This window comes from Actinomadura meyerae (genome assembly GCF_900188445.1).
GTDB lineage: Bacteria > Actinomycetota > Actinomycetes > Streptosporangiales > Streptosporangiaceae > Spirillospora > Spirillospora meyerae.
Genome location: NZ_FZOR01000060.1, coordinates 25,338 through 42,990 on the forward strand (window position 1 = coordinate 25,338; position 17,653 = coordinate 42,990).

Sequence of the window (17,653 nt, forward strand, 5' to 3'; positions counted from 1 at the left end):
GAACGGGGCTCCCCCGTGGCAAGAAGAGTCAGAGATAAGGACGAGGAGGTCCCCGTGGTCGTGCTGCGCAGTTACGTGTCGGGTTCATGGCGTGCTCCCGAGGACGAGGGAGAGCCGCTGCACGACGCCGTCACGGGGGAGGAGGTGGCCCGCATCTCCTCGGCGGGGGTCGACATGCGCGGCGCGCTGGAGTACGGGCGGGAGGTCGGCGGCCCGGTGCTGCGGGGGCTGACGTTCCACCAGCGCGCGGCCCTGCTGAAGGCGCTGGCGTCCCATCTGCGCGAGCACCGCGAGGAGCTGTACGCCCTGTCGGCCCGGACGGGCGCCACCTTGGCCGACGCCAAGTTCGACGTGGACGGCGGCATAGGCGTCCTGTTCGGCTATGCGAGCAAGGGCAGGCGGGAACTGCCGAACGACACGGTGCTGATCGAGGGCGACGTCGAGCCGCTCGGCAGGGGCGGCACGTTCGTCGGGCAGCACCTCTGCACGCCGTCGCGCGGCGTCGCCGTGCAGATCAACGCGTTCAACTTCCCGGTGTGGGGGCCGCTGGAGAAGCTCGCGCCGGCGTTCCTCGCCGGGGTGCCGAGCCTGGTCAAGCCCGCGAGCCGGACCGCCTACCTCACCGCCCGGCTGGTCGAGCTGGTGGTGGAGTCCGGCATCCTGCCCGAGGGCGCGGTGCAGCTGGTCTGCGGCGCGCCGCGGGACCTCCTCGACCACCTCACCGAGCAGGACATCGTCGCGTTCACCGGGTCGGCGGCCACGGCGCGGCGGCTGCGCGCCCATCCCGCCGTCGCCGGCCGGTCGGTGCGGTTCAACGCCGAGGCCGACTCGCTGAACTGCTCGATCCTCGGGCCGGACGCCGCGCCCGGCACCCGGGAGTTCGACCTGTTCGCCGACCAGCTCGTCACCGAGATGACGGTGAAGGCGGGCCAGAAGTGCACGGCCATCCGGCGCGCGCTCGTCCCCGCCGCGCTCATCGACGACGTCGCCGAGGCCGTCCGCGACCGGCTCGCGCGGGTCACGGTCGGGAACCCGGCCGACCCGGACGTGCGGATGGGCGCCCTCGCCGGCCTCGACCAGCGCGAGGAGGTGCGGCGGTCGCTGAAGGCCCTCATGGACGCCGGCCGCCCCGTCTTCGGCGACCCGGAGCACGTCGAGGTCGTCGGCGCCGACGCCGAGCGCGGCGCGTTCCTGTCCCCGGTGCTGCTGCGCGCCGACGACGCCGGCCGCGCCGAGCCGCACGAGGTGGAGGCGTTCGGGCCGGTCAGCACCCTGCTGCCGTACGAGGGCGCCGCGGCGGCGGTCGAGCTGGCGGCGCGCGGCCGCGGCAGCCTCGCCGGGTCGGTGGTCACCGGCGACGCGGAGTTCGCCCGGGAGGTCGTCCTCGGCCTCGCGCCCTGGCACGGGCGCCTGCTCGTGCTGAACGCCGAGGACGCGGGGGAGTCCACCGGGCACGGGTCGCCGCTGCCGCCGCTCGTCCACGGCGGGCCCGGCCGCGCCGGGGGCGGCGAGGAGCTGGGCGGCGTCCGCGCGGTCGTGCACCACATGCGGCGGACCGCGCTGCAGTCCGGGCCGGCGATGCTCACCTCCATCACCGGGCGCTGGGTGCCCGGCACCGACCGGACCGTCACCGCCGAGCACCCGTTCCGCCGGTACCTGGAGGACCTGCGCGTCGGCGACACCGCCGTCGGCGGCCCCCGCACCGTCACCCTCGGCGACGTCGAGCACTTCGCCGAGTTCACCGGGGACACCTTCTACGCCCACACCGACGAGGAGGCCGCCAGGGCGAACCCGTTCTTCGGCGGCCGGGTCGCGCACGGCTACCTCGTCGTGTCGTTCGCGGCCGGGCTGTTCGTCGAGCCGTCGCCGGGCCCCGTCCTCGCGAACTACGGGCTGGAGCGGCTGCGCTTCCTCACGCCCGTCAAGCCCGGCGACGAGCTGACCGTCACCCTCACCGCCAAGCAGATCAGCCCGCGCGAGGGCGCCGAGTACGGCGAGGTCCGCTGGGACACCGACGTCACCAACCAGGAGGGCGCGTCGGTCGCCAAGTACGACGTGCTGACGCTGGTGGCCAAGAGGCCCAAGCACGACTGACGACGCCGGAGCGGAGCGGAGGGCGAAGGCGGCGTCCGGTCCCGCTCCCGGGGGTCTGGGGGTCGCCCGCCCAGGGAAAGAACAAGGTCGCGAGGAGTCGGCGGGGGCGACGCTCACCGGAGCTGAACGGGGTACGCCCATGATCAGTCCCCTGCACATCCAGACGGTGCGCGAGGTCGTCCGCACCGGGTCGTTCGCGGACGCCGCCCGCAACCTCGGCTACACCGCGTCCGCCGTGTCCCAGCAGGTCGCCGCGCTGGAGCGGGCCTGCGGCCTGCTGCTGTTCGAGCGCCGGGCGCGCAGCGTCCGGCCGACCAGCGCGGCGTTCCTGCTCGTCAGCAAGGGCAACGACGTGCTGTCGGCCCTCGCGACGCTGGAGCGCGAGCTGCGCACCGTCGCCAGCGGCGAGCGCGGCGCGCTGCAGCTCGGCAGCTTCCCGACCGCGAGCGCCCGCATCCTGCCGCGGGTGCTGGCGGAGCTGTCCCGGGTCCGGCCCGGCATCGAGATCACCCTGTCGGAGGGCGAGCCGGACGAGCTGCTGCCCGAGCTGCTCGACGGCGACCTCGACCTCCAGCTCGTCTACCGGTACGACCTGTTCCCGCGCACCTGGCCCGACCAGGTCGTGGAGACGCCGGTGATGGACGAGAACCTCGTGCTGTGCATGCCCGCCGACCACCCGCTGGCGGGCGGGCGGACCGTCCGGCTGCGGGACCTGCGGTCGGAGACGTGGATCGCGAGCCGCCCGGACAGCTCCGGAGCGCGGGCACTGCTGCGGCTGTGCGGCACCGCCGGGTTCACGCCCCACATCGCGTTCCGCAGCAACGACTACGCGGTGGTGTGCGGGCTCGTCGGCTGCGGCCTCGGCATCGCGCTCGTCCCGGCGCTCGGCTGCGTCCCGGCGCCGGGCCTGCGGATGCTGCGGCTCAGCCGCCGCGCCCCGCGCCGGCACGTGACGGTGCTGCGCCGCTCCACCAACACCAACCCGCTGGTCAAGGACGCCATGCGCGGCCTCACCGAGGTCGCCCGCTGCGTCGAGGCGGAGATCAGCGGCGCCACCGGCCCTTGAGCTCCATCGCCGCCCGGACCCGCCGCTGCGCGAGCGCGACCGCCGCCTCGTGCGCGGTCGTGCCCCGATCGCGCGCGGCGGCGAGCACCCGCGCGGTGTTCTCCCGCATCTTCGCCGACACCGCGGCGAACACCGCGTCCGGGTCGGGGCGGAACGCCGAGTACCGGGCGTCCATCGCGAACCCGGCCGCGACGACGCCGCCCGCGTTGGCCACGAAGTCGGGCACGACGGTGACGCCGCGCGCCGCGAGGACCCGCTGCGCGTCCGGGCGGGTGGGCAGGTTCGCGCCCTCCACGACGATCTTCGCCTGGACGGCGGCGGCGGTGCGCGCGTCGATGACGTCCTGCAGCGCGGCCGGGACGAGGACGTCCGCGGGCAGGCGCAGTTCGGCGCCGGTCTCCAGGAGCCGCCCGCCGCCGTACTCCCGCACCGCCGCGTCGCCGGCCTCGGCCCGCAGGGCCAGGAGCCTGCCGACGTCGAGGCCGTCGGGGTCGTGCAGGGCGCCGTGCGCCGTCGAGACCGCGACGACGGCCGCGCCCAGCTCGTCCAGCCGCCTGGCCGCCGCGTGCCCGACCGCGCCGAACCCCTGCACCACGGCCCGCGCGCCGCGCAGCGAGGTCCCGGCGTGCGCGGCGGCGGCGTCGGCGGCCTCCGCGACCCCGAACCCGGTGACGCCGAGCTCGTCGTAGGGCATCCCGCCCAGGGCGTGCGGGGTGCCGACGGCCGCGCCGCGGTCGCCCAGCTCGTCCTGGACGATCGCCGCGTCGCGCTCGGTCAGCCCCATGTCGAGGCCCGCCACGTACCGGCTCGGGATCTCCCGCGCCAGCGCGCGGACGAACGACCGCAGCACCGCCTCCCGGTCCGGCGCCGCCGGATCCGCCGCGATCCCGGCCTTCGCGCCGCCGAAGAACAGGTCGGCGCCCGCCCACTTGTAGGTCATGACCCGCGCCAGCCGCGCCACCTCGGCGACCGTCACCGCCGGGCTCATCCGCATGCCGCCCTTGCCCATCCCGCGGGCGGTGTTGTCGATGACGAGGACGCCCCGCATCCCGGTGCGGGTGTCGGACACGCACACGACGCGTTCGGGGCCCCATTCGTCCATCAGCGCGAGCACGTCAGACACGGTTGGCCTCCGGGCGGAGGGCGTTCCCGGCGAACCGGGCGGCGTGCAGGGGGCCGACGTCGGTGAACGGCGTCCGGCCGAGGTACAGGTCCCGGACGACCTCGCCGACCGCCGGGCCCTGCAGGAACCCGTGGCCGGAGAAGCCCGTCGCGTACAGGAACCGGGACACGCGCTCGTCCTCGCCGATGAGCGCGTTGTGGTCGGGGGTGACCTCGTAGAGGCCCGCCCATCCGCCGGTCAGCCCGGCGTCGAGGAGCCGCGGCGCACGGGCGCCGATCGCCGCGGTGAGGCGGGGCAGCCACGCGTCGGAGCGGCCGAGCCGGAACCCGGGCGCCTCCTCCGGGTCCGACATGCCGAGCATCAGCCCCGCGCCCTCGGCGTGGAAGTAGAACGAGGTGGCGAAGTCGATCGTCATCGGCACCGGGCGCGGCAGGCCGGGCATCGGCTCGGTGAACACGATCTGCCGCCGCAGCGGCTCCACCGGCAGCGCGACGCCCGCCATCGCGCCGACCGCCGCCGACCAGGGCCCGGCCGCGCAGACGACCGCGGACGTCGCGATGCGGCCCCGCGACGTCTCCACCGCCGTGATCGCGCCGCCGTCCGCCTCGATGCCGAGGACCTCGCAGTGCGTGCGGATCGCCGCGCCGTGCCGCCGCGCGCCGGTCGCGTAGCCGAGCACGACCGACTCGGGGGTGCAGTGCCCGTCGTCGGGGGAGAACGCCGCGGCCAGCAGCCCGTCCGTACCGATCAGCGGGGACAGCCGGCGCGCCTCCGCGACCGTGATCATGCGGCTGGGCACGCCCAGCCGGTTCTGGAGGGCGACGCTCCGCTCGAACGAGGCGACGTCCTCCGGCCGCGACAGCAGGAACAGGTACCCGACCCGGTGCAGCTCGATCTCCTGGCCGGGGCGCTCGCCGAACCGGGCGAACGCCTCCAGGCTGCGGGCGCCGAGCCGGATGTTCACCTCGTCGGAGAACTGCGCCCGCACCCCGCCCGCCGCCTTGCACGTCGAGCCGGAGCCCAGCTCGTCCCGCTCCACCAGGACCACGCCCCGCACCCCCGCCTCGGCGAGGTGGAACGCGATGCTCGTCCCCATCACGCCGCCGCCGATGACGACGACCTCCGCCTCGGTCTCCACGCGCCGCCCCTAGAGCCGGAACCCGAGGTCGGGCTCGATCTGCGGGACGTCCATCTGCGCCTTCTGCAGCCGTCCGGAGTAGTCCCAGTTCATCGACTGCCAGCGGGTGAACTGGTCCAGCACCCAGGCGCCCGACTGGCGGCTGCCGTTGCCCGAGCGCCCGTTGCCGCCGAACGGCAGGTGCGCCTCCGCACCGGACGTGGAGTTGTTGACGCTCACCATCCCCGCCGAGATCCGCCGCCGGAACGCGAACGCCTTCGCCGGATCGGTCGTGTAGATGGACGCCGACAGGCCGTAGCCGGGCGCGTTCGCCAGCTCGATCGCCTCGTCCAGCGTGCGGTAGGATGCCACCCCGATGATCGGGCCGAAGGTCTCGTTCATGAACAGCTCGTCGCCCGGCCCGACCCCGTCCACGACCACCGGGTGGTAGTACAGGCCCGCGGCGGCGTCGCCGGTGAAGCCCGCGCGCGGGTTCGCCGCCGTGATCCGGCCGGTGCCGGTCGAGCCGTGCAGGGTGTGGCCGGGACCGATCCAGCCGAGGGTCTTCTCGAACCCGTCCGCGAACCGCTCGCTGATCAGCGGCCCGTACAGCACGTCGCCCGCCGGGTCGCCGACGGTCGCGGCCCGCACCGCCGCGTCCAGCAGCCGGACGAACTCGCCGTGCGCCGACTCGTGGACGATCGCCGTGCCGAGCGACGTGCAGCGCTGCCCCGCCGTCCCGAACCCGGAGAACAGCGCGCCCTCGACGGCGAGCGGGAGGTCCGCGTCCTCGGTGACGACCATCGGGTTCTTGCCGCCGAGCTCCAGGCACGGCGTCTGGAGGTGGCGCCCGCACAGCTCCCCGATCCGCGACCCGACCTCGGTGGAGCCGGTGAAGCCGACCTTGCCGACGAGCCCCTCGCCGAGCGCCCGCTCCAGCCCGGCGAACGTCTCCGGCCCGCCGGCGTACACGACGTTGAGGACGCCGTCCGGAAGCCCGGCGTGCGCCAGCAGCGCGGAGAACGCCTCGGCGCACGCCGCCGCGTACTCCGCGGGTTTCCACACGACCGTGTTCCCGCACAGCAGCGCCGGGACGATGTACCAGGACGGCACCGCGACCGGGAAGTTCCCGGCGGTCACGACGGCGACGACGCCGACCGGGTCGCGGAAGGTGAACAGCTGCTTGTCCGGCATCTCCGACGGGACGGTCTGACCGTACAGCCGCCGCCCCTCGCCGAGGAAGAACGCGCAGGTGTCGGCGATCTCCTGGACCTCGCCGAGGGCCTCGGCGTACGGCTTGCCGACCTCGCGGACGACGACGCGGGCCAGCGCCGCCTTGTTCGCCTCGACCAGCCGGCCGAGCGCGGCGACCGCCTGCCCGCGCACGGGCGGCGGCACGTCCCGCCACGCGTCCTGAGCGGCGCGGGCGGCCCGGCAGGCGCACATGAAGTCGTCCGCGCCCGCCAGGGACACCTCGGCGACCGTCTCGGACGTGCGGGACGGGTCGGTGGAGCGGTACACGCGCGGGCCCGCCGGGATCCGGGCGCCGCCGATGAGGGAGGAGAGCACGGTTCCAGCCTGAACGGGCCGCCGAGCCGAGCCAAGATCGGACAGAGCGCGGCTTCCTTAACGCGAGCCCAAGCCCGGCTGAGCCTCCCGCCGCCCCGGGGCGTTAAGCGTTCCTTGGCCAAGTCACAACCGGTCGGCGGTCTCGCGGGGCTGGGATAGCGGGCCGCCCCAGTCGATGCTCGACGCATGCCCGAACCCGCCGACGCGCACTTCCTGGAGGCGGCCGCGTCCCTGGCGCCGTCCCCGCCGTCCGGGGCGCTGACCGCGCCGGGCCCGCTGACCCCCGAGCGGTGCCTGGAGCTGTTCGACGCCCAGCTCGGCAGCCGCCACCTCGACCTGGCGGCCCGGCTGCTCCGGGCGCGCGGCCGCGGCTTCTACACGATCGGCTCGTCCGGCCACGAGGGCAACGCCGCGGTCGCCGCCGCGCTCCGCCCCGACGACCCCGCGCTGCTGCACTACCGCTCGGGCGCGTTCTTCCTGGAGCGCGCACGCCAGGTCCCCGGCCAGACGCCGCTCCGGGACGTGCTCCTGGGCCTGGTCGCCGCCGCCGAGGAGCCCATCGCGGGCGGGCGCCACAAGGTGTTCGGCAGCGGCCCGCTGAACGTCATCCCGCAGACGTCCACGATCGCCTCGCACCTCCCGCGCGCGCTCGGCCTGGCGTTCGCGATCGAACGCGCGGCCCGCCTCGGCCTGGCGACGCCGTGGCCGCGCGACGCCGTCGTCGTGTGCAGCTTCGGCGACGCCTCCGCCAACCACTCCACCGCGGCGGGCGCCGTCAACGCGGCCGTGAACTGCGCGTTCCAGGGGCTGCCCCTGCCGCTGCTGCTGGTGTGCGAGGACAACGGCCTCGGCATCAGCGTCCGGACGGCGCCCGGCTGGATCCACGCCGCCTACGGCTCGCGCCCCGGCCTCGCCTACTTCCACGCGGACGGCTGCGACCTCGCCGACGCCTTCGCCGTCTCCGCGGAGGCCGCCGCCTGGGTGCGCGAGCACCGCCGTCCGGCGTTCCTGCACCTGCGCACCGTGCGGCTGATGGGCCACGCCGGATCCGACGCCGAGTCGGCCTACCGGACGCCCGCCGAACTGGCCGCCGACCTCGACCGCGACCCCCTCCTCGGGACCGCGCGGCTGCTCGTGGACCTGGGAGCGGCGACGCCCGCCGGGATCACCGACCGCTACGAGGCCAAGCGCGCCGAGGTGGCGGCCCTGGCCGACGAGGTCGCCGACGCGCCGCGCCTCTCGTCCGCCGCCGAGGTCATGGCACCGCTCCGGTACACCCCCTCCCGGTGCGAGCGGGCCCCCGCGGGCGAACCGGTCACGGTGGCGCAGGCGATCAACCGGACGCTCGCCGCGCTGCTGGACGAGCGTCCGGGGATGGTCGTCTTCGGCGAGGACGTGGCGCGCAAGGGCGGCGTCTACGGCGTCACCCGCGGGCTCCTGAAGCGGGCAGGGGCGGCGCGGGTGTTCGACACGATCCTGGACGAGCAGTCGGTCCTCGGCCTCGCGCTCGGCTTCGGGCTCGCCGGGATGCTGCCGGTGCCCGAGATCCAGTACCTCGCCTACCTGCACAACGCCGCCGACCAGATCCGCGGCGAGGCGGCGACGCTGCCGTTCTTCTCGTCCGGGCGGTACCGCAACCCGATGGTCGTGCGGATCGCCGGCTACGCCTACCAGAAGGGGTTCGGCGGCCACTTCCACAACGACAACGCGGTCGCCGCGCTCCGCGACGTCCCCGGGCTCGTGATCGCCTCGCCCGCCCGGCCCGACGACGCCGCCGGGATGCTGCGCGCCTGCGCCGACGCCGCCGAGCGGGACGGCCGGGTGTGCGCGGTGCTGGAGCCGATCGCCCTCTACCACGTCCGCGACCTGCACGAGGACGGCGACGGCGGCTGGCTTGCCCCCGCCGGCGGGACGGTTCCGGTCGGGCGGGCCCGCACCTACGGCGACGGCCGCGACCTCACCATCGCCACGTTCGGCAACGGCGTGCGGATGAGCCTGCGGGCCGCGCGGCGCCTCGCGGCACGGGGCGTCCGCTGCCGTGTCCTCGACCTGAGGTGGCTGGCCCCGCTGCCGGTCGCGGACCTGCTCCGCGAGGCGCGCGCCACCGGCGCCGTCCTGGTGGCGGACGAGACGCGCCGCACCGGCGGCGTGTCCGAGGGCGTCCTCGCGGCGCTCGCCGACGCCGGGTTCGCGGGGCGGGCGGCCCGGGTCGCGAGCGAGGACAGCTTCATCCCGCTCGGCGACGCCGCCGGCCGCGTCCTGCTGTCGGAGCGGGCGATCGAGGACGCGGCCGAGGCGCTCGTCAGGTCGGCTCGATGACCGGGTCGCCGCCGAGGTAGGCGGCCTTCACCCGGTCGTCGCGCGCGAGCGCCGCCGCCGGGCCGTCCAGGACGACCCGGCCCGTCTCCAGGACGTACGCGCGGTCGGCGAGCCGCAGCGTCTGGTGCGCGTTCTGCTCCACGATGAGGACCGTGGCGCCCTGGTCGCGGATGTCCCGGACGACGCGCAGCACCTGCTGCGCCGTCTGCGGCGCCAGGCCCATCGTCGGCTCGTCCAGGGCCAGCAGCCGGGGCCGCAGCATCAGCGCCCGGCCGATCGCGAGCATCTGCTGCTCGCCGCCCGACAGCAGCCCGGCGAGCTGCCCGCGCCGCTCGCCGAGCCGGGGGAACATCGCGTACACCTCCCCCCGGCGGGCCGCGACCGCCGCCCGGTCGCGGCGCCGCAGGTAGCCGCCGAGCAGCAGGTTCTCCGCGACGCTCAGCGCCGGGAACACCCGCCTGCCCTCCGGGACGTGCCCGAGCCCCGCCGCGACGATCCGGTGCGCGGCGAGCCGGGTGATGTCGCGCCCGCCGAACTCGACGCGCCCCGACCGGGCCCGGTGCAGGCCGGTGACCGTGCGCAGCGCGGTGGTCTTCCCGGCGCCGTTGCTGCCGAGCAGCGCGACGATCTCGCCCTCGCCGACCTCGAACGAGACGCCCGCCAGCGCCTCCACCGCCCCGTACCGGGCGTGCAGGCCGCTCACCCGCAGCAGCGTCATCGCAGCACCTCCGTGACGAGGCCCGTCTCCGGGTCGTCCGGGACGCCGAGGTAGGCGGCGACGACCCGCGGGTCCGCGCGGATCTCGGCGGGCGGCCCCGCGGCGATGGCCCGGCCGTTCTCCAGCACGGTCACCCGGTCGGAGATCGACATGACCAGCGCGACGTCGTGCTCGATCAGCACGACCGCGGTACCGAGCGCGCCGATGCGGGCGATCAGCTCCATCAGCGCCCGCTTCTCGGTGGGGTTCGCGCCCGCCGCCGGCTCGTCCAGCAGCAGCACGCGGGGCTCGGCGGCGAGCGCCCGCGCGATCTCCAGCCGCCGCCGGCCGCCGTAGGGGAGCCCGCCCGCCGGGCGGTCGGCCTCCTCCAGCAGGCCGGTGAACTCCAGGCAGCGCCGCACCGCCTCCAGGTCGGCGCGGGACGGCGGCCGCAGCAGGCCCCGGTCGCGGGCGAACCGGCCGATCAGGACGTTCTCGGCGACCGTCATCTCCTCGAACAGCCGGATGCTCTGGAACGTCCGGGCGAGCCCGGCGGCGGCGACCCGGTGCGGGGGCAGCCCGCGCACGCTCCGCCCGGCCAGCACCACCGACCCGGCGGACGGCCGGATCATCCCGGTGACGCAGTTGAACGCCGTCGTCTTCCCCGCGCCGTTCGGGCCGATCACGCTCACCACCTGCCCGGCGCCCGCGCGGAGCGCGAGCCCCTCCAGGGCCGTGACGCCGCCGAACGCCCGGGACAGGCCGTCCACCTCCAGCAGCGTCCCGGACGCGGCGGGCGGCGGCTGCGGCGCCGGGCCCGCCTCCGCCGGGAGCCGCAGCCGGCGCGGCCGGTACGGCCACACCCCCTGCGGCCGCAGGATCACGATCGCGATGAGCAGCAGCGCGAAGAACAGCCCCCGGTACTCCTGGACGGTCCGCAGCGCCTCCGGCAGCGCGACGATCACGACCGCGCCGACCATGACGCCGGGCCGGCTGCCCATCCCGCCGATGATCACCACGAGCAGGATCATCAGCGAGGTCAGGAACGTGAAGCTGGACGGGTCGACGGTGCCGAGCTGCGCGGCGTTCAGCGGGCCCGCCACGGCCCCGGTCATCGCGCCGAGCACGTAGGCGAGCAGCTTCACCCGCCGGGCCGGGACGCCGACCGCCTCGGCGGCGGTGTCGTCGGCCCGGATCGCCCGCCACGCGTACGCCAGCCGCGTCCGCGCCAGCAGCGCCGTCGCGGCCAGCACCGCGGTGAAGAACGCGAGGGCCAGGTAGAAGAAGTCCCGCGGCACGACGATCTCCCGGCCGCCGAGCGCCACCGGCGGGATGCCGGTCAGCCCGTTCGGGCCGCCGGTGACCTCCAGGTTCACCACCGTGATCCGGATGATCTCGCCGAAGCCGAGCGTGACGATCGCGAGGTAGTCGCTGCGCAGCCGCAGCGTCGGATAGCCGATCACCACCCCGGCGGCCGCGGCGGCGGCGATGGCGGCGGGCAGCGTCGGCCAGAAGTCCCACTCCAGCTTCAGCATCAGCAGCCCGGCCGTGTAGGCGCCGATCGCGAAGAACGCCGCGAACCCCAGGTCGAGCAGCCCGGCGTACCCGACGACGATGTTGATGCCGAGCCCGAGGATCGCGTAGATCAGGATCGTGCCGACGACGGTCAGCGCGTAGTCGTCGAGGACCAGGCCGGCGGCGAGCGCCGCCGCGATCAGCAGCGGCCAGCCGCCGTACCGGGCCCACCCCTCGTACCGGGCAGACACTCCGAACCGGGCCCGCACGCCCGCGCGGCGCCTCACGCGCGCTCCACGACGCGCTCGCCGAACAGGCCGGTCGGTCTCAGCGCCAGCACCGCGATGAGCAGGCCGAAGATGATGACGTCCGTCCAGCGGGACGAGACGTACCCGGCGGAGAACGACTGGACGAGCCCGATCGCGACGCCCGCGACCATCGTCCCCGGCAGGTTGCCGATGCCGCCGAGCACGGCGGCGGTGAACGCGCGCAGCCCGATGAGGAACCCCATCCCGAAGCTGATCTGCACGTAGTAGAGCCCGTACATGACGCCCGCCGCCCCCGCGAGCAGCGACCCCACGAAGAACGTGGCGAGGATGAGCCGCTCGACGTTGATGCCCTGGAGCCGGGCCGCGTCGCGGTCCATCGCGAGGGCGCGCATCGCCGTCCCGGTCACGGTCCGGGTGACGAACAGCCACAGCGCCGCCATCAGCGCCAGCGACAGCAGGACGAGCGCGAGCTGGCCGTAGGTGACGCGGACGGCGCCGCTGAATATCTGCCCGCCGTCCAGCGCGTTCGGGTAGGACTTGAACCGGGCGTGGGTCAGCACCTTGACGCCCTCCTCCAGTGCCAGCGACACCCCGATCGCGGCGATCAGCAGCGCCAGCCGCGGCGAGGACAGCAGCGGGACGTAGGCGGCCCTGGCGATCCCGGTGCCGACGACGCCGGTGGTCAGCGCGCCGACCGCGACGGCGGCGAGCACGGCGGGCAGCGCCATCCCGCCGGTCGCCCCGAGGGTGGTCAGCGTCCCGAACCCGGCGAACGCCCCGATCATGAACACGTCGCCGTGCGCGAAGTTGATCAGCCGGACCACCCCGTAGATCATCGAGTAGCCGAGCGCGATCAGCGCGAGGAACGCCCCGATCGTCAGCCCGTTCACCAGGTACTGGACGAACTCGCTCATGGCCGGGGCCTCGTCACGAGGTCTTGGCGTCCACCCAGGTGGCGCCGCTCTTGTCGAGCTTCTTGTAGGCGGTGAACGCGCCGCCCTCGACGCGGACGGTGATGTAGAGCGGGTCGGTCCGGTCGCCCTTGGCGTCGAAGGTGATGGGCCCGGTGATGCCGGGGAAGTCCTTGATCTTGTGGAGCGCGGCGGTGATGTCGGCGCCCTTGGTGGACCCCGCGTCGTCGACCGCCTTCGCGACGACCTTGACCGCGTCGTACTCGTACACCGAGAACGGCCCGGGGTCGGCGCCGTTCGCGCTCTTGTAGGCGGACACGAACTTCCCGGCGGCGGGCAGGTCCTTGGCCAGCGGCGCGGTCGTGGCGACGTAGCCCGCGGCGGCCCGGCCCGCCGTCTTCAGGACGGTCGAGTCGGTCGTCGCGTCGCCGCCCATCAGGGTGAACTTCAGCCCGAGCTGATCGCGCTGCTTCATCAGCAGCCCCGCCTCGGCGAAGTAGCCGGTGAAGTACAGCACGTCCGGCCGCGTCGAGGCGACCTTGGTGAGCACGGGGCTGTAGTCGGACTGGCCCGGCTGGAGCGCGTCCTGGTAGACGACCTGCCCGCCGAGCTGCTTCACCGAGTACGCCGCCGCGTCCGCCAGGCCCTTGGCGTAGGTGGTGTTGTCGTGCAGCAGCGCGATCCGGCGCGCGCGCAGCTCGCCCGTCATGAACTTGGCGGCGACCGTGCCCTGGTTGTCGTCGCGCCCGCAGGTGCGGAACACCTTGCCCTTGCCGGAGTCGGTGAGGGACGGGTTCGTGGAGGCGTCCATCACGAACGGGACGTTCCGCCGGCCGTAGATCGGGATCGCCGGCACCGCCGCGCCCGAGCAGTACCCTCCGGCGACCGCGACGACCCCGCTGTTCAGCAGCTTCTGCGCGGCCTGCGCGCCCTGCTGGGCGCTGCACTGGTCGTCGGCCTCGACGATCTCGACCGTCCGGCCGTCCACCCCGCCGGCCTCGTTGATCTCGGCCGCCGCCACCTTGGCGGCGGCCAGGATGTCCTGCCCGGCGGAGGCGGAGTCGCCGCTCAGCGGCGCCGGGACGCCGATCTTGATGGGGCCGGAACCGCCCTCGCCGCCCGACCCGCACGCCGCGGCGAGCGGGGCCAGCAGCAGGCCGGCGCCGGCCGCGGCGAGCAGGCGGAACCGGCGGCGGCGGTCCGGCGGTGTCAGTGGGGTCATCGGCGCCTCTCCGTCGCTCGCGGTGCGGGATGCTGAAAGCGTGGAACGCCGCGGGACGGCCGTCGAGGCGGCCGAGCATGCGATCTCATGTAGTGATCGATAAGAACCGCTTGCCCTTCCGCCCTCGACAGCGCGGCGGCGGGGTCGCGAAGATCACCCCATGGCCGAAGTCCTGCTGCTGTCCGCCGCCGACGTGCGCGCCGTGTTCGACCTCCCGGCGGCGATCGCCTCGCAGCGGGCCGCGTTCGGCGCGCTCGGCCGCGGCGAGGCCCGGCTCGCGCCCCGGCTGCTGCTGGACGGCCCGGACGGCGACGTCGCGTTCTGCTACGTCTCCCGGCTGCCCGGCACCGGCGCCGTCGCCAAGTTCGGCAGCGTCCACCCCGGCAACGCGGCGCGCGGGCTGCCGACCGTCGCCGCGCTCGTGGCCGTGCAGGACCCGGTGGACGGCCGGCCCGTCGCGATCATCGAGGGGGAGGCGGTCACCACGCTGCGGACGGCCGCGGCGAGCGCGGTGGCCGCCGACCACCTCGCGGTGCCGGACGCGTCCCGGCTCGCGGTGGCCGGCTGCGGCGTCCAGGGCCGCGCGCACGTCCGCGCGATGGCGGCGGTCCGCCCGATCGCCCGGACGGCCCTGGCCTGCCGCCACCCGGACACGTGCACCGTCGCCGCCGAGCTGGCGGAGGAGCTGGGAACGCCGGTCGAACGCGCGGCGTCCGTCCGGGAGGCGGTGGAGGACGCGCAGATCGTCGTCACCGCCACGACCAGTGCCGAGCCCGTCGTCCTCGGCGCGTGGCTCGACCCGGGATGCACGGTCCTGAGCGTCGGGTCCTTCGCGCCGGACCGGGCGGAGGTCGACGACGACGTCCTCACCCGGTCGGCGGCCGTCGTCGTGGACGACGTGGCGACCGCGCTCGACCACGCCGGGCCCGTCGTGGCGGCCATCCGCGCCGGGCACCTGAGCCCGGAGGAGGTGCGGCCGCTCGGGCCCGTCGTCGCGGGCCTGGCCCCCGGCCGCGAGGACCCCGCCGACATCCTCTTCTACAACAGCGTCGGCATCGGCGTGCAGGACACGGCCGCCGCGTCGGTGATCGTCGAACGCGCCCGCGCGGCCGGCGCGGGCCGCCACGTCGAGCTGTGACGCGGGGTCAGCCGACCCAGACGGTCTTCGCGTTGCAGAACGCGCGCATGCCGTCCGCCGACAGCTCGCGCCCGTAGCCGGACCGCTTCACCCCGCCGAACGGCAGCTCCGGGTACGAGGTCGTCTTGCCGTTGATGAACACCTGCCCGGCGTCCAGCTCGCGGACGAACCGCTCCCGCTCGTCGTCCTCGCGGGTCCAGGCGTTGGAGCCGAGCCCGAAGCCCGTCGCGTTCGCGACCTCCACCGCCTCCGACACCCCGCGCACCCGGAACAGCGACGCGACCGGCCCGAAGACCTCCTCGTGGTACATCCGCATCTCCGGCGTCACCCCGCCGATCACGGTCGGCGGGTAGAACCAGCCCGGCCCCTCCGGGCGCCGCCCGCCGCACAGCACCGACGCGCCCTTGCCGACCGCGTCCGCGACGAGCTCCTCGACCTCGGCGCGGCCCTGCTCGCTGACGAGCGGGCCGACGTCGGTGGCGTCGTCCATCGGGTCGCCGACCCGCTGCGCGCGCATGTGCTCCACGAACAGCCGCTCGAACTCGTCGGCGCAGCCGATGTCGACGATGAACCGCTTCGCGGAGATGCAGCTCTGCCCGTTGTTGAGGCACCGCGACTCCGCCGCCGTGCGCGCCGCCGCCTCCAGGTCGGCGGACGGCATCACCACGAACGGGTCGCTGCCGCCGAGCTCCAGCACGGTCGGCTTGATCTCGTCCCCGGCGATGGCGGCGACCGAGCGTCCGGCGGGCTCGCTGCCGGTCAGCGTCGCGGCCTTCACCCGCGGGTCGCGCAGCACCCGCTCGACCTTCGCCGAGCCGATCAGCAGCGTCTGGAACCCGCCCTCGGGGAACCCGGCGCGGCGGAACAGGTCCTCCAGGAACAGCGCCGTCTGCGGGACGTTCGAGGAGTGCTTCAGCAGCCCGACGTTCCCCGCCATCAGGCCCGGCGCCGCGAACCTGATCACCTGCCAGAGCGGGAAGTTCCACGGCATGACCGCCAGCACCGGGCCGAGCGGCCGGTAGCGGACGTAGGCGTCGGACGCGCCGACGTCGCCCGGCGCGGCGGGGCGCCGGTCGGCGAGGAACTCCGCCGCGTGCTCGGCGTAGTACCGGCACGCCTTCGCGCACTTCTGCGCCTCCGCCCCGGCGGACTTCAGCGTCTTGCCCATCTCCGTCGTCAGCATGGCGCCGATCTGCTCGGACTCCCGGTCGAGGATGTCCGCCGCCGCGTTCATCCACTCCGCGCGCCGCTCCAGCGGAGTGTTGCGGTAGGAGGCGAACGTCTCCGCCGCCAGCGCGACGCGGCGGTCGACCTCCGCGTCGGAGTACGCGTCGAAGGTCTTTTCGACCTCGCCCGTCGCGGGGTTGGTCGTCGCGATCGTCGTCATGTCGGGATGCTCCCTGATCGTCCGGTCCGTTGACCGGCACGTGCCCGGGTGGCCTCCCAGGAAACGCCCGTCAGGCGGGGATCACGCACACCGGCGACGGGACGGCGAGGGGCGCCCCCGCCGGCACCGGGACGCCGTCGCCGCCGATCCGGAAGGTCGCGATCGCGCCGCCGCGCTCGTTCGCCACGTGCATCCACTCGCCGTCCACGTACAGGTCGCGGGGCCAGTGCCCGCCCGAGGGGACGTCCGCGACGGGCGCGAGCGCCGCGCCGCCGTCCAGCACCCGGTGCGCCGTCACCACGTCCGTGCCGCGCATGGAGGTGTAGGCGAACCGGCCGCCGTCCCCGAGCCTGATCGCCGCGCCCTGGGCCGCGGAGCCCGCGGGACCGGCCGTCGCGGGCGACTCGCCCGCGACCTCCAGCCGCGCGTACCCGTCCAGCGGACGCAGCGTGACCACGACCGCCGCCAGCTCGGTCAGCACGTGCACGTGCCCGCCCGGGTGGACGACCATGTGCCGCGGCCCGTACCCGGCCGGCAGCGGCGTCTCCCCGGCGAGCCGCAGCGCACCGCCCTCGATCCGGAACGAGCGGACGAGGTCGGCGCCGAGGTCGGTCGTCAGCACGGTCCCATCCGGAGCGTGCACGACCATGTGGGCGTGCGGGCCTTCCTGCCGGTCGGTCCGAGGCCCGCTGCCGTGCCCCGCCACCACCGAGGCGTCCCCGGCGAACCCGCCGTCGCCCGCCAGCGGGTAGGCCCGGACCGTCCCGGAGCCGTAGTCGGCGGCGACCAGGTGGCCGCCGTCCGGCGTCACGGACAGGTGGCACGGCAGCGCCCCGGCCGCCCGCCGCCCGATCTCCCGCAGCCGTCCACCTTCAACCGCATAGGCGGTTACACCCCCCGCATCCTCCTCGCGCACCGCGTACAGCACGCCCTTCCCGGGATGCACCGCGAGGTAGGACGGGTTCACCGCTTCGGCCGCGAGCTCGGGCGGCCCCAACACCCCGCCGGCGTCCCGCACCACCCGGTAGATGCCGGCCCCGTCGCCCGCCGCACCGGTGTACGTCCCCACCCAGAACGCCCGCTCGCTCACCCGAACTCACCCCGTCCATGATCCACTCGTCCAGCCGGAGCCTAGCCCCAATGCCGGGAAGTTAAGGGTCTTCGGCTGTTGTCGAGTTGGTCGGGGTGAGGATGTCGATGGCGATGGTGGCCTGGTAGGTGGTTCG

General features: G+C 75.1%; 13 protein-coding genes. 4 read left to right on the forward strand and 9 right to left on the reverse strand.

Annotation, left to right across the window (positions count from 1 at the left end):
* Nucleotides 1–54: 54 nt before the first annotated feature.
* Entirely contained in the window at nt 55–2,094 is a 2,040-nt protein-coding gene (paaZ, locus tag CHF16_RS36495) for a phenylacetic acid degradation bifunctional protein PaaZ (RefSeq protein WP_089330753.1), read from the forward strand.
* Between the two features lie 139 nt (nt 2,095–2,233).
* Complete coding sequence (locus CHF16_RS36500; protein WP_089330754.1) at nt 2,234–3,160, forward strand: LysR family transcriptional regulator; 927 nt, start codon at nt 2,234–2,236, stop codon at nt 3,158–3,160.
* On the opposite strand, the gene CHF16_RS36505 is transcribed toward CHF16_RS36500, so the two are convergent.
* From CHF16_RS36505 to CHF16_RS36515, 3 genes are read right to left on the reverse strand one after another with little or no spacing between them, the layout of a single operon-like run.
* Nucleotides 3,138–4,283: a Glu/Leu/Phe/Val family dehydrogenase gene (locus CHF16_RS36505; RefSeq protein WP_089330755.1), complete on the reverse strand. Its 1,146-nt coding sequence runs from the start codon at nt 4,281–4,283 to the stop codon at nt 3,138–3,140. The two genes, CHF16_RS36500 and CHF16_RS36505, sit on opposite strands and share 23 nt — an antisense overlap.
* Nucleotides 4,276–5,421 (reverse strand): NAD(P)/FAD-dependent oxidoreductase, encoded by a 1,146-nt coding sequence (locus CHF16_RS36510; RefSeq protein WP_089330756.1) that lies wholly within the window; start codon nt 5,419–5,421, stop codon nt 4,276–4,278. Before CHF16_RS36510 ends, CHF16_RS36505 begins: the two co-directional genes overlap by 8 nt.
* A gap of 9 nt (nt 5,422–5,430) precedes the next feature.
* Nucleotides 5,431–6,969 carry an aldehyde dehydrogenase family protein gene (locus CHF16_RS36515; protein ID WP_089330757.1) on the reverse strand — a complete coding sequence of 513 codons (1,539 nt, stop codon included), beginning with the start codon at nt 6,967–6,969 and terminating at the stop codon, nt 5,431–5,433.
* 186 nt (nt 6,970–7,155) lie between these two features.
* Here CHF16_RS36515 and CHF16_RS36520 point away from each other — a divergent pair, with 186 nt between their 5' ends.
* Nucleotides 7,156–9,288 (forward strand): thiamine pyrophosphate-dependent enzyme, encoded by a 2,133-nt coding sequence (locus tag CHF16_RS36520; protein WP_089330758.1) that lies wholly within the window; start codon nt 7,156–7,158, stop codon nt 9,286–9,288.
* Here CHF16_RS36520 and CHF16_RS36525 read toward each other — a convergent pair.
* From CHF16_RS36525 to CHF16_RS36540, 4 genes are read right to left on the reverse strand one after another with little or no spacing between them, the layout of a single operon-like run.
* On the reverse strand, nt 9,272–10,006 hold the full coding sequence (locus CHF16_RS36525; RefSeq protein WP_089330759.1) for an ABC transporter ATP-binding protein: 735 nt from the start codon (nt 10,004–10,006) through the stop codon (nt 9,272–9,274). The two genes, CHF16_RS36520 and CHF16_RS36525, sit on opposite strands and share 17 nt — an antisense overlap.
* A complete protein-coding gene (locus CHF16_RS41705) occupies nt 10,003–11,787 on the reverse strand; it encodes a branched-chain amino acid ABC transporter ATP-binding protein/permease (protein ID WP_245869756.1) in 1,785 nt (594 codons plus the stop codon). Before CHF16_RS41705 ends, CHF16_RS36525 begins: the two co-directional genes overlap by 4 nt.
* Nucleotides 11,784–12,683 (reverse strand): branched-chain amino acid ABC transporter permease, encoded by a 900-nt coding sequence (locus CHF16_RS36535; RefSeq protein WP_089330761.1) that lies wholly within the window; start codon nt 12,681–12,683, stop codon nt 11,784–11,786. The genes CHF16_RS41705 and CHF16_RS36535 overlap by 4 nt, the downstream gene beginning before the upstream one ends.
* 13 nt (nt 12,684–12,696) lie before the next feature.
* On the reverse strand, nt 12,697–13,902 hold the full coding sequence (locus CHF16_RS36540) for a branched-chain amino acid ABC transporter substrate-binding protein (protein ID WP_089330762.1): 1,206 nt from the start codon (nt 13,900–13,902) through the stop codon (nt 12,697–12,699).
* Nucleotides 13,903–14,062: 160 nt separating this feature from the next.
* On the opposite strand from CHF16_RS36540, the gene CHF16_RS36545 reads away from it, so the two are divergent.
* The gene (locus tag CHF16_RS36545; protein ID WP_089330763.1) at nt 14,063–15,040 is read left to right on the forward strand and encodes an ornithine cyclodeaminase family protein; all 978 of its coding nucleotides are present in this window, start codon (nt 14,063–14,065) and stop codon (nt 15,038–15,040) included.
* 7 nt (nt 15,041–15,047) lie between these two features.
* On the opposite strand, the gene CHF16_RS36550 is transcribed toward CHF16_RS36545, so the two are convergent.
* Together CHF16_RS36550 and CHF16_RS36555 are read right to left on the reverse strand one after the other, a co-directional pair.
* Entirely contained in the window at nt 15,048–16,427 is a 1,380-nt protein-coding gene (locus CHF16_RS36550; RefSeq protein WP_089330764.1) for an NADP-dependent succinic semialdehyde dehydrogenase, read from the reverse strand.
* A 70-nt stretch (nt 16,428–16,497) separates the two neighbouring features.
* A complete protein-coding gene (locus CHF16_RS36555) occupies nt 16,498–17,517 on the reverse strand; it encodes a lactonase family protein (protein ID WP_089330765.1) in 1,020 nt (339 codons plus the stop codon).
* Nucleotides 17,518–17,653 lie beyond the last annotated feature (136 nt).

Excerpts from the sequence above, each read along its gene's own strand:
- CHF16_RS36520 (WP_089330758.1), top strand. The coding sequence starts at position 7,156 with ATGCCCGAACCCGCCGACGCGCACTTCCTGGAGGCGGCCGCGTCCCTG.
- CHF16_RS36550 (WP_089330764.1), bottom strand. The coding sequence starts at position 16,427 with ATGACGACGATCGCGACGACCAACCCCGCGACGGGCGAGGTCGAAAAG.
- CHF16_RS36525 (WP_089330759.1), bottom strand. The coding sequence starts at position 10,006 with ATGACGCTGCTGCGGGTGAGCGGCCTGCACGCCCGGTACGGGGCGGTG.
- CHF16_RS36535 (WP_089330761.1), bottom strand. The coding sequence starts at position 12,683 with ATGAGCGAGTTCGTCCAGTACCTGGTGAACGGGCTGACGATCGGGGCG.
- CHF16_RS36540 (WP_089330762.1), bottom strand. The coding sequence starts at position 13,902 with ATGACCCCACTGACACCGCCGGACCGCCGCCGCCGGTTCCGCCTGCTC.
- CHF16_RS36545 (WP_089330763.1), top strand. The coding sequence starts at position 14,063 with ATGGCCGAAGTCCTGCTGCTGTCCGCCGCCGACGTGCGCGCCGTGTTC.
- CHF16_RS36500 (WP_089330754.1), top strand. The coding sequence starts at position 2,234 with ATGATCAGTCCCCTGCACATCCAGACGGTGCGCGAGGTCGTCCGCACC.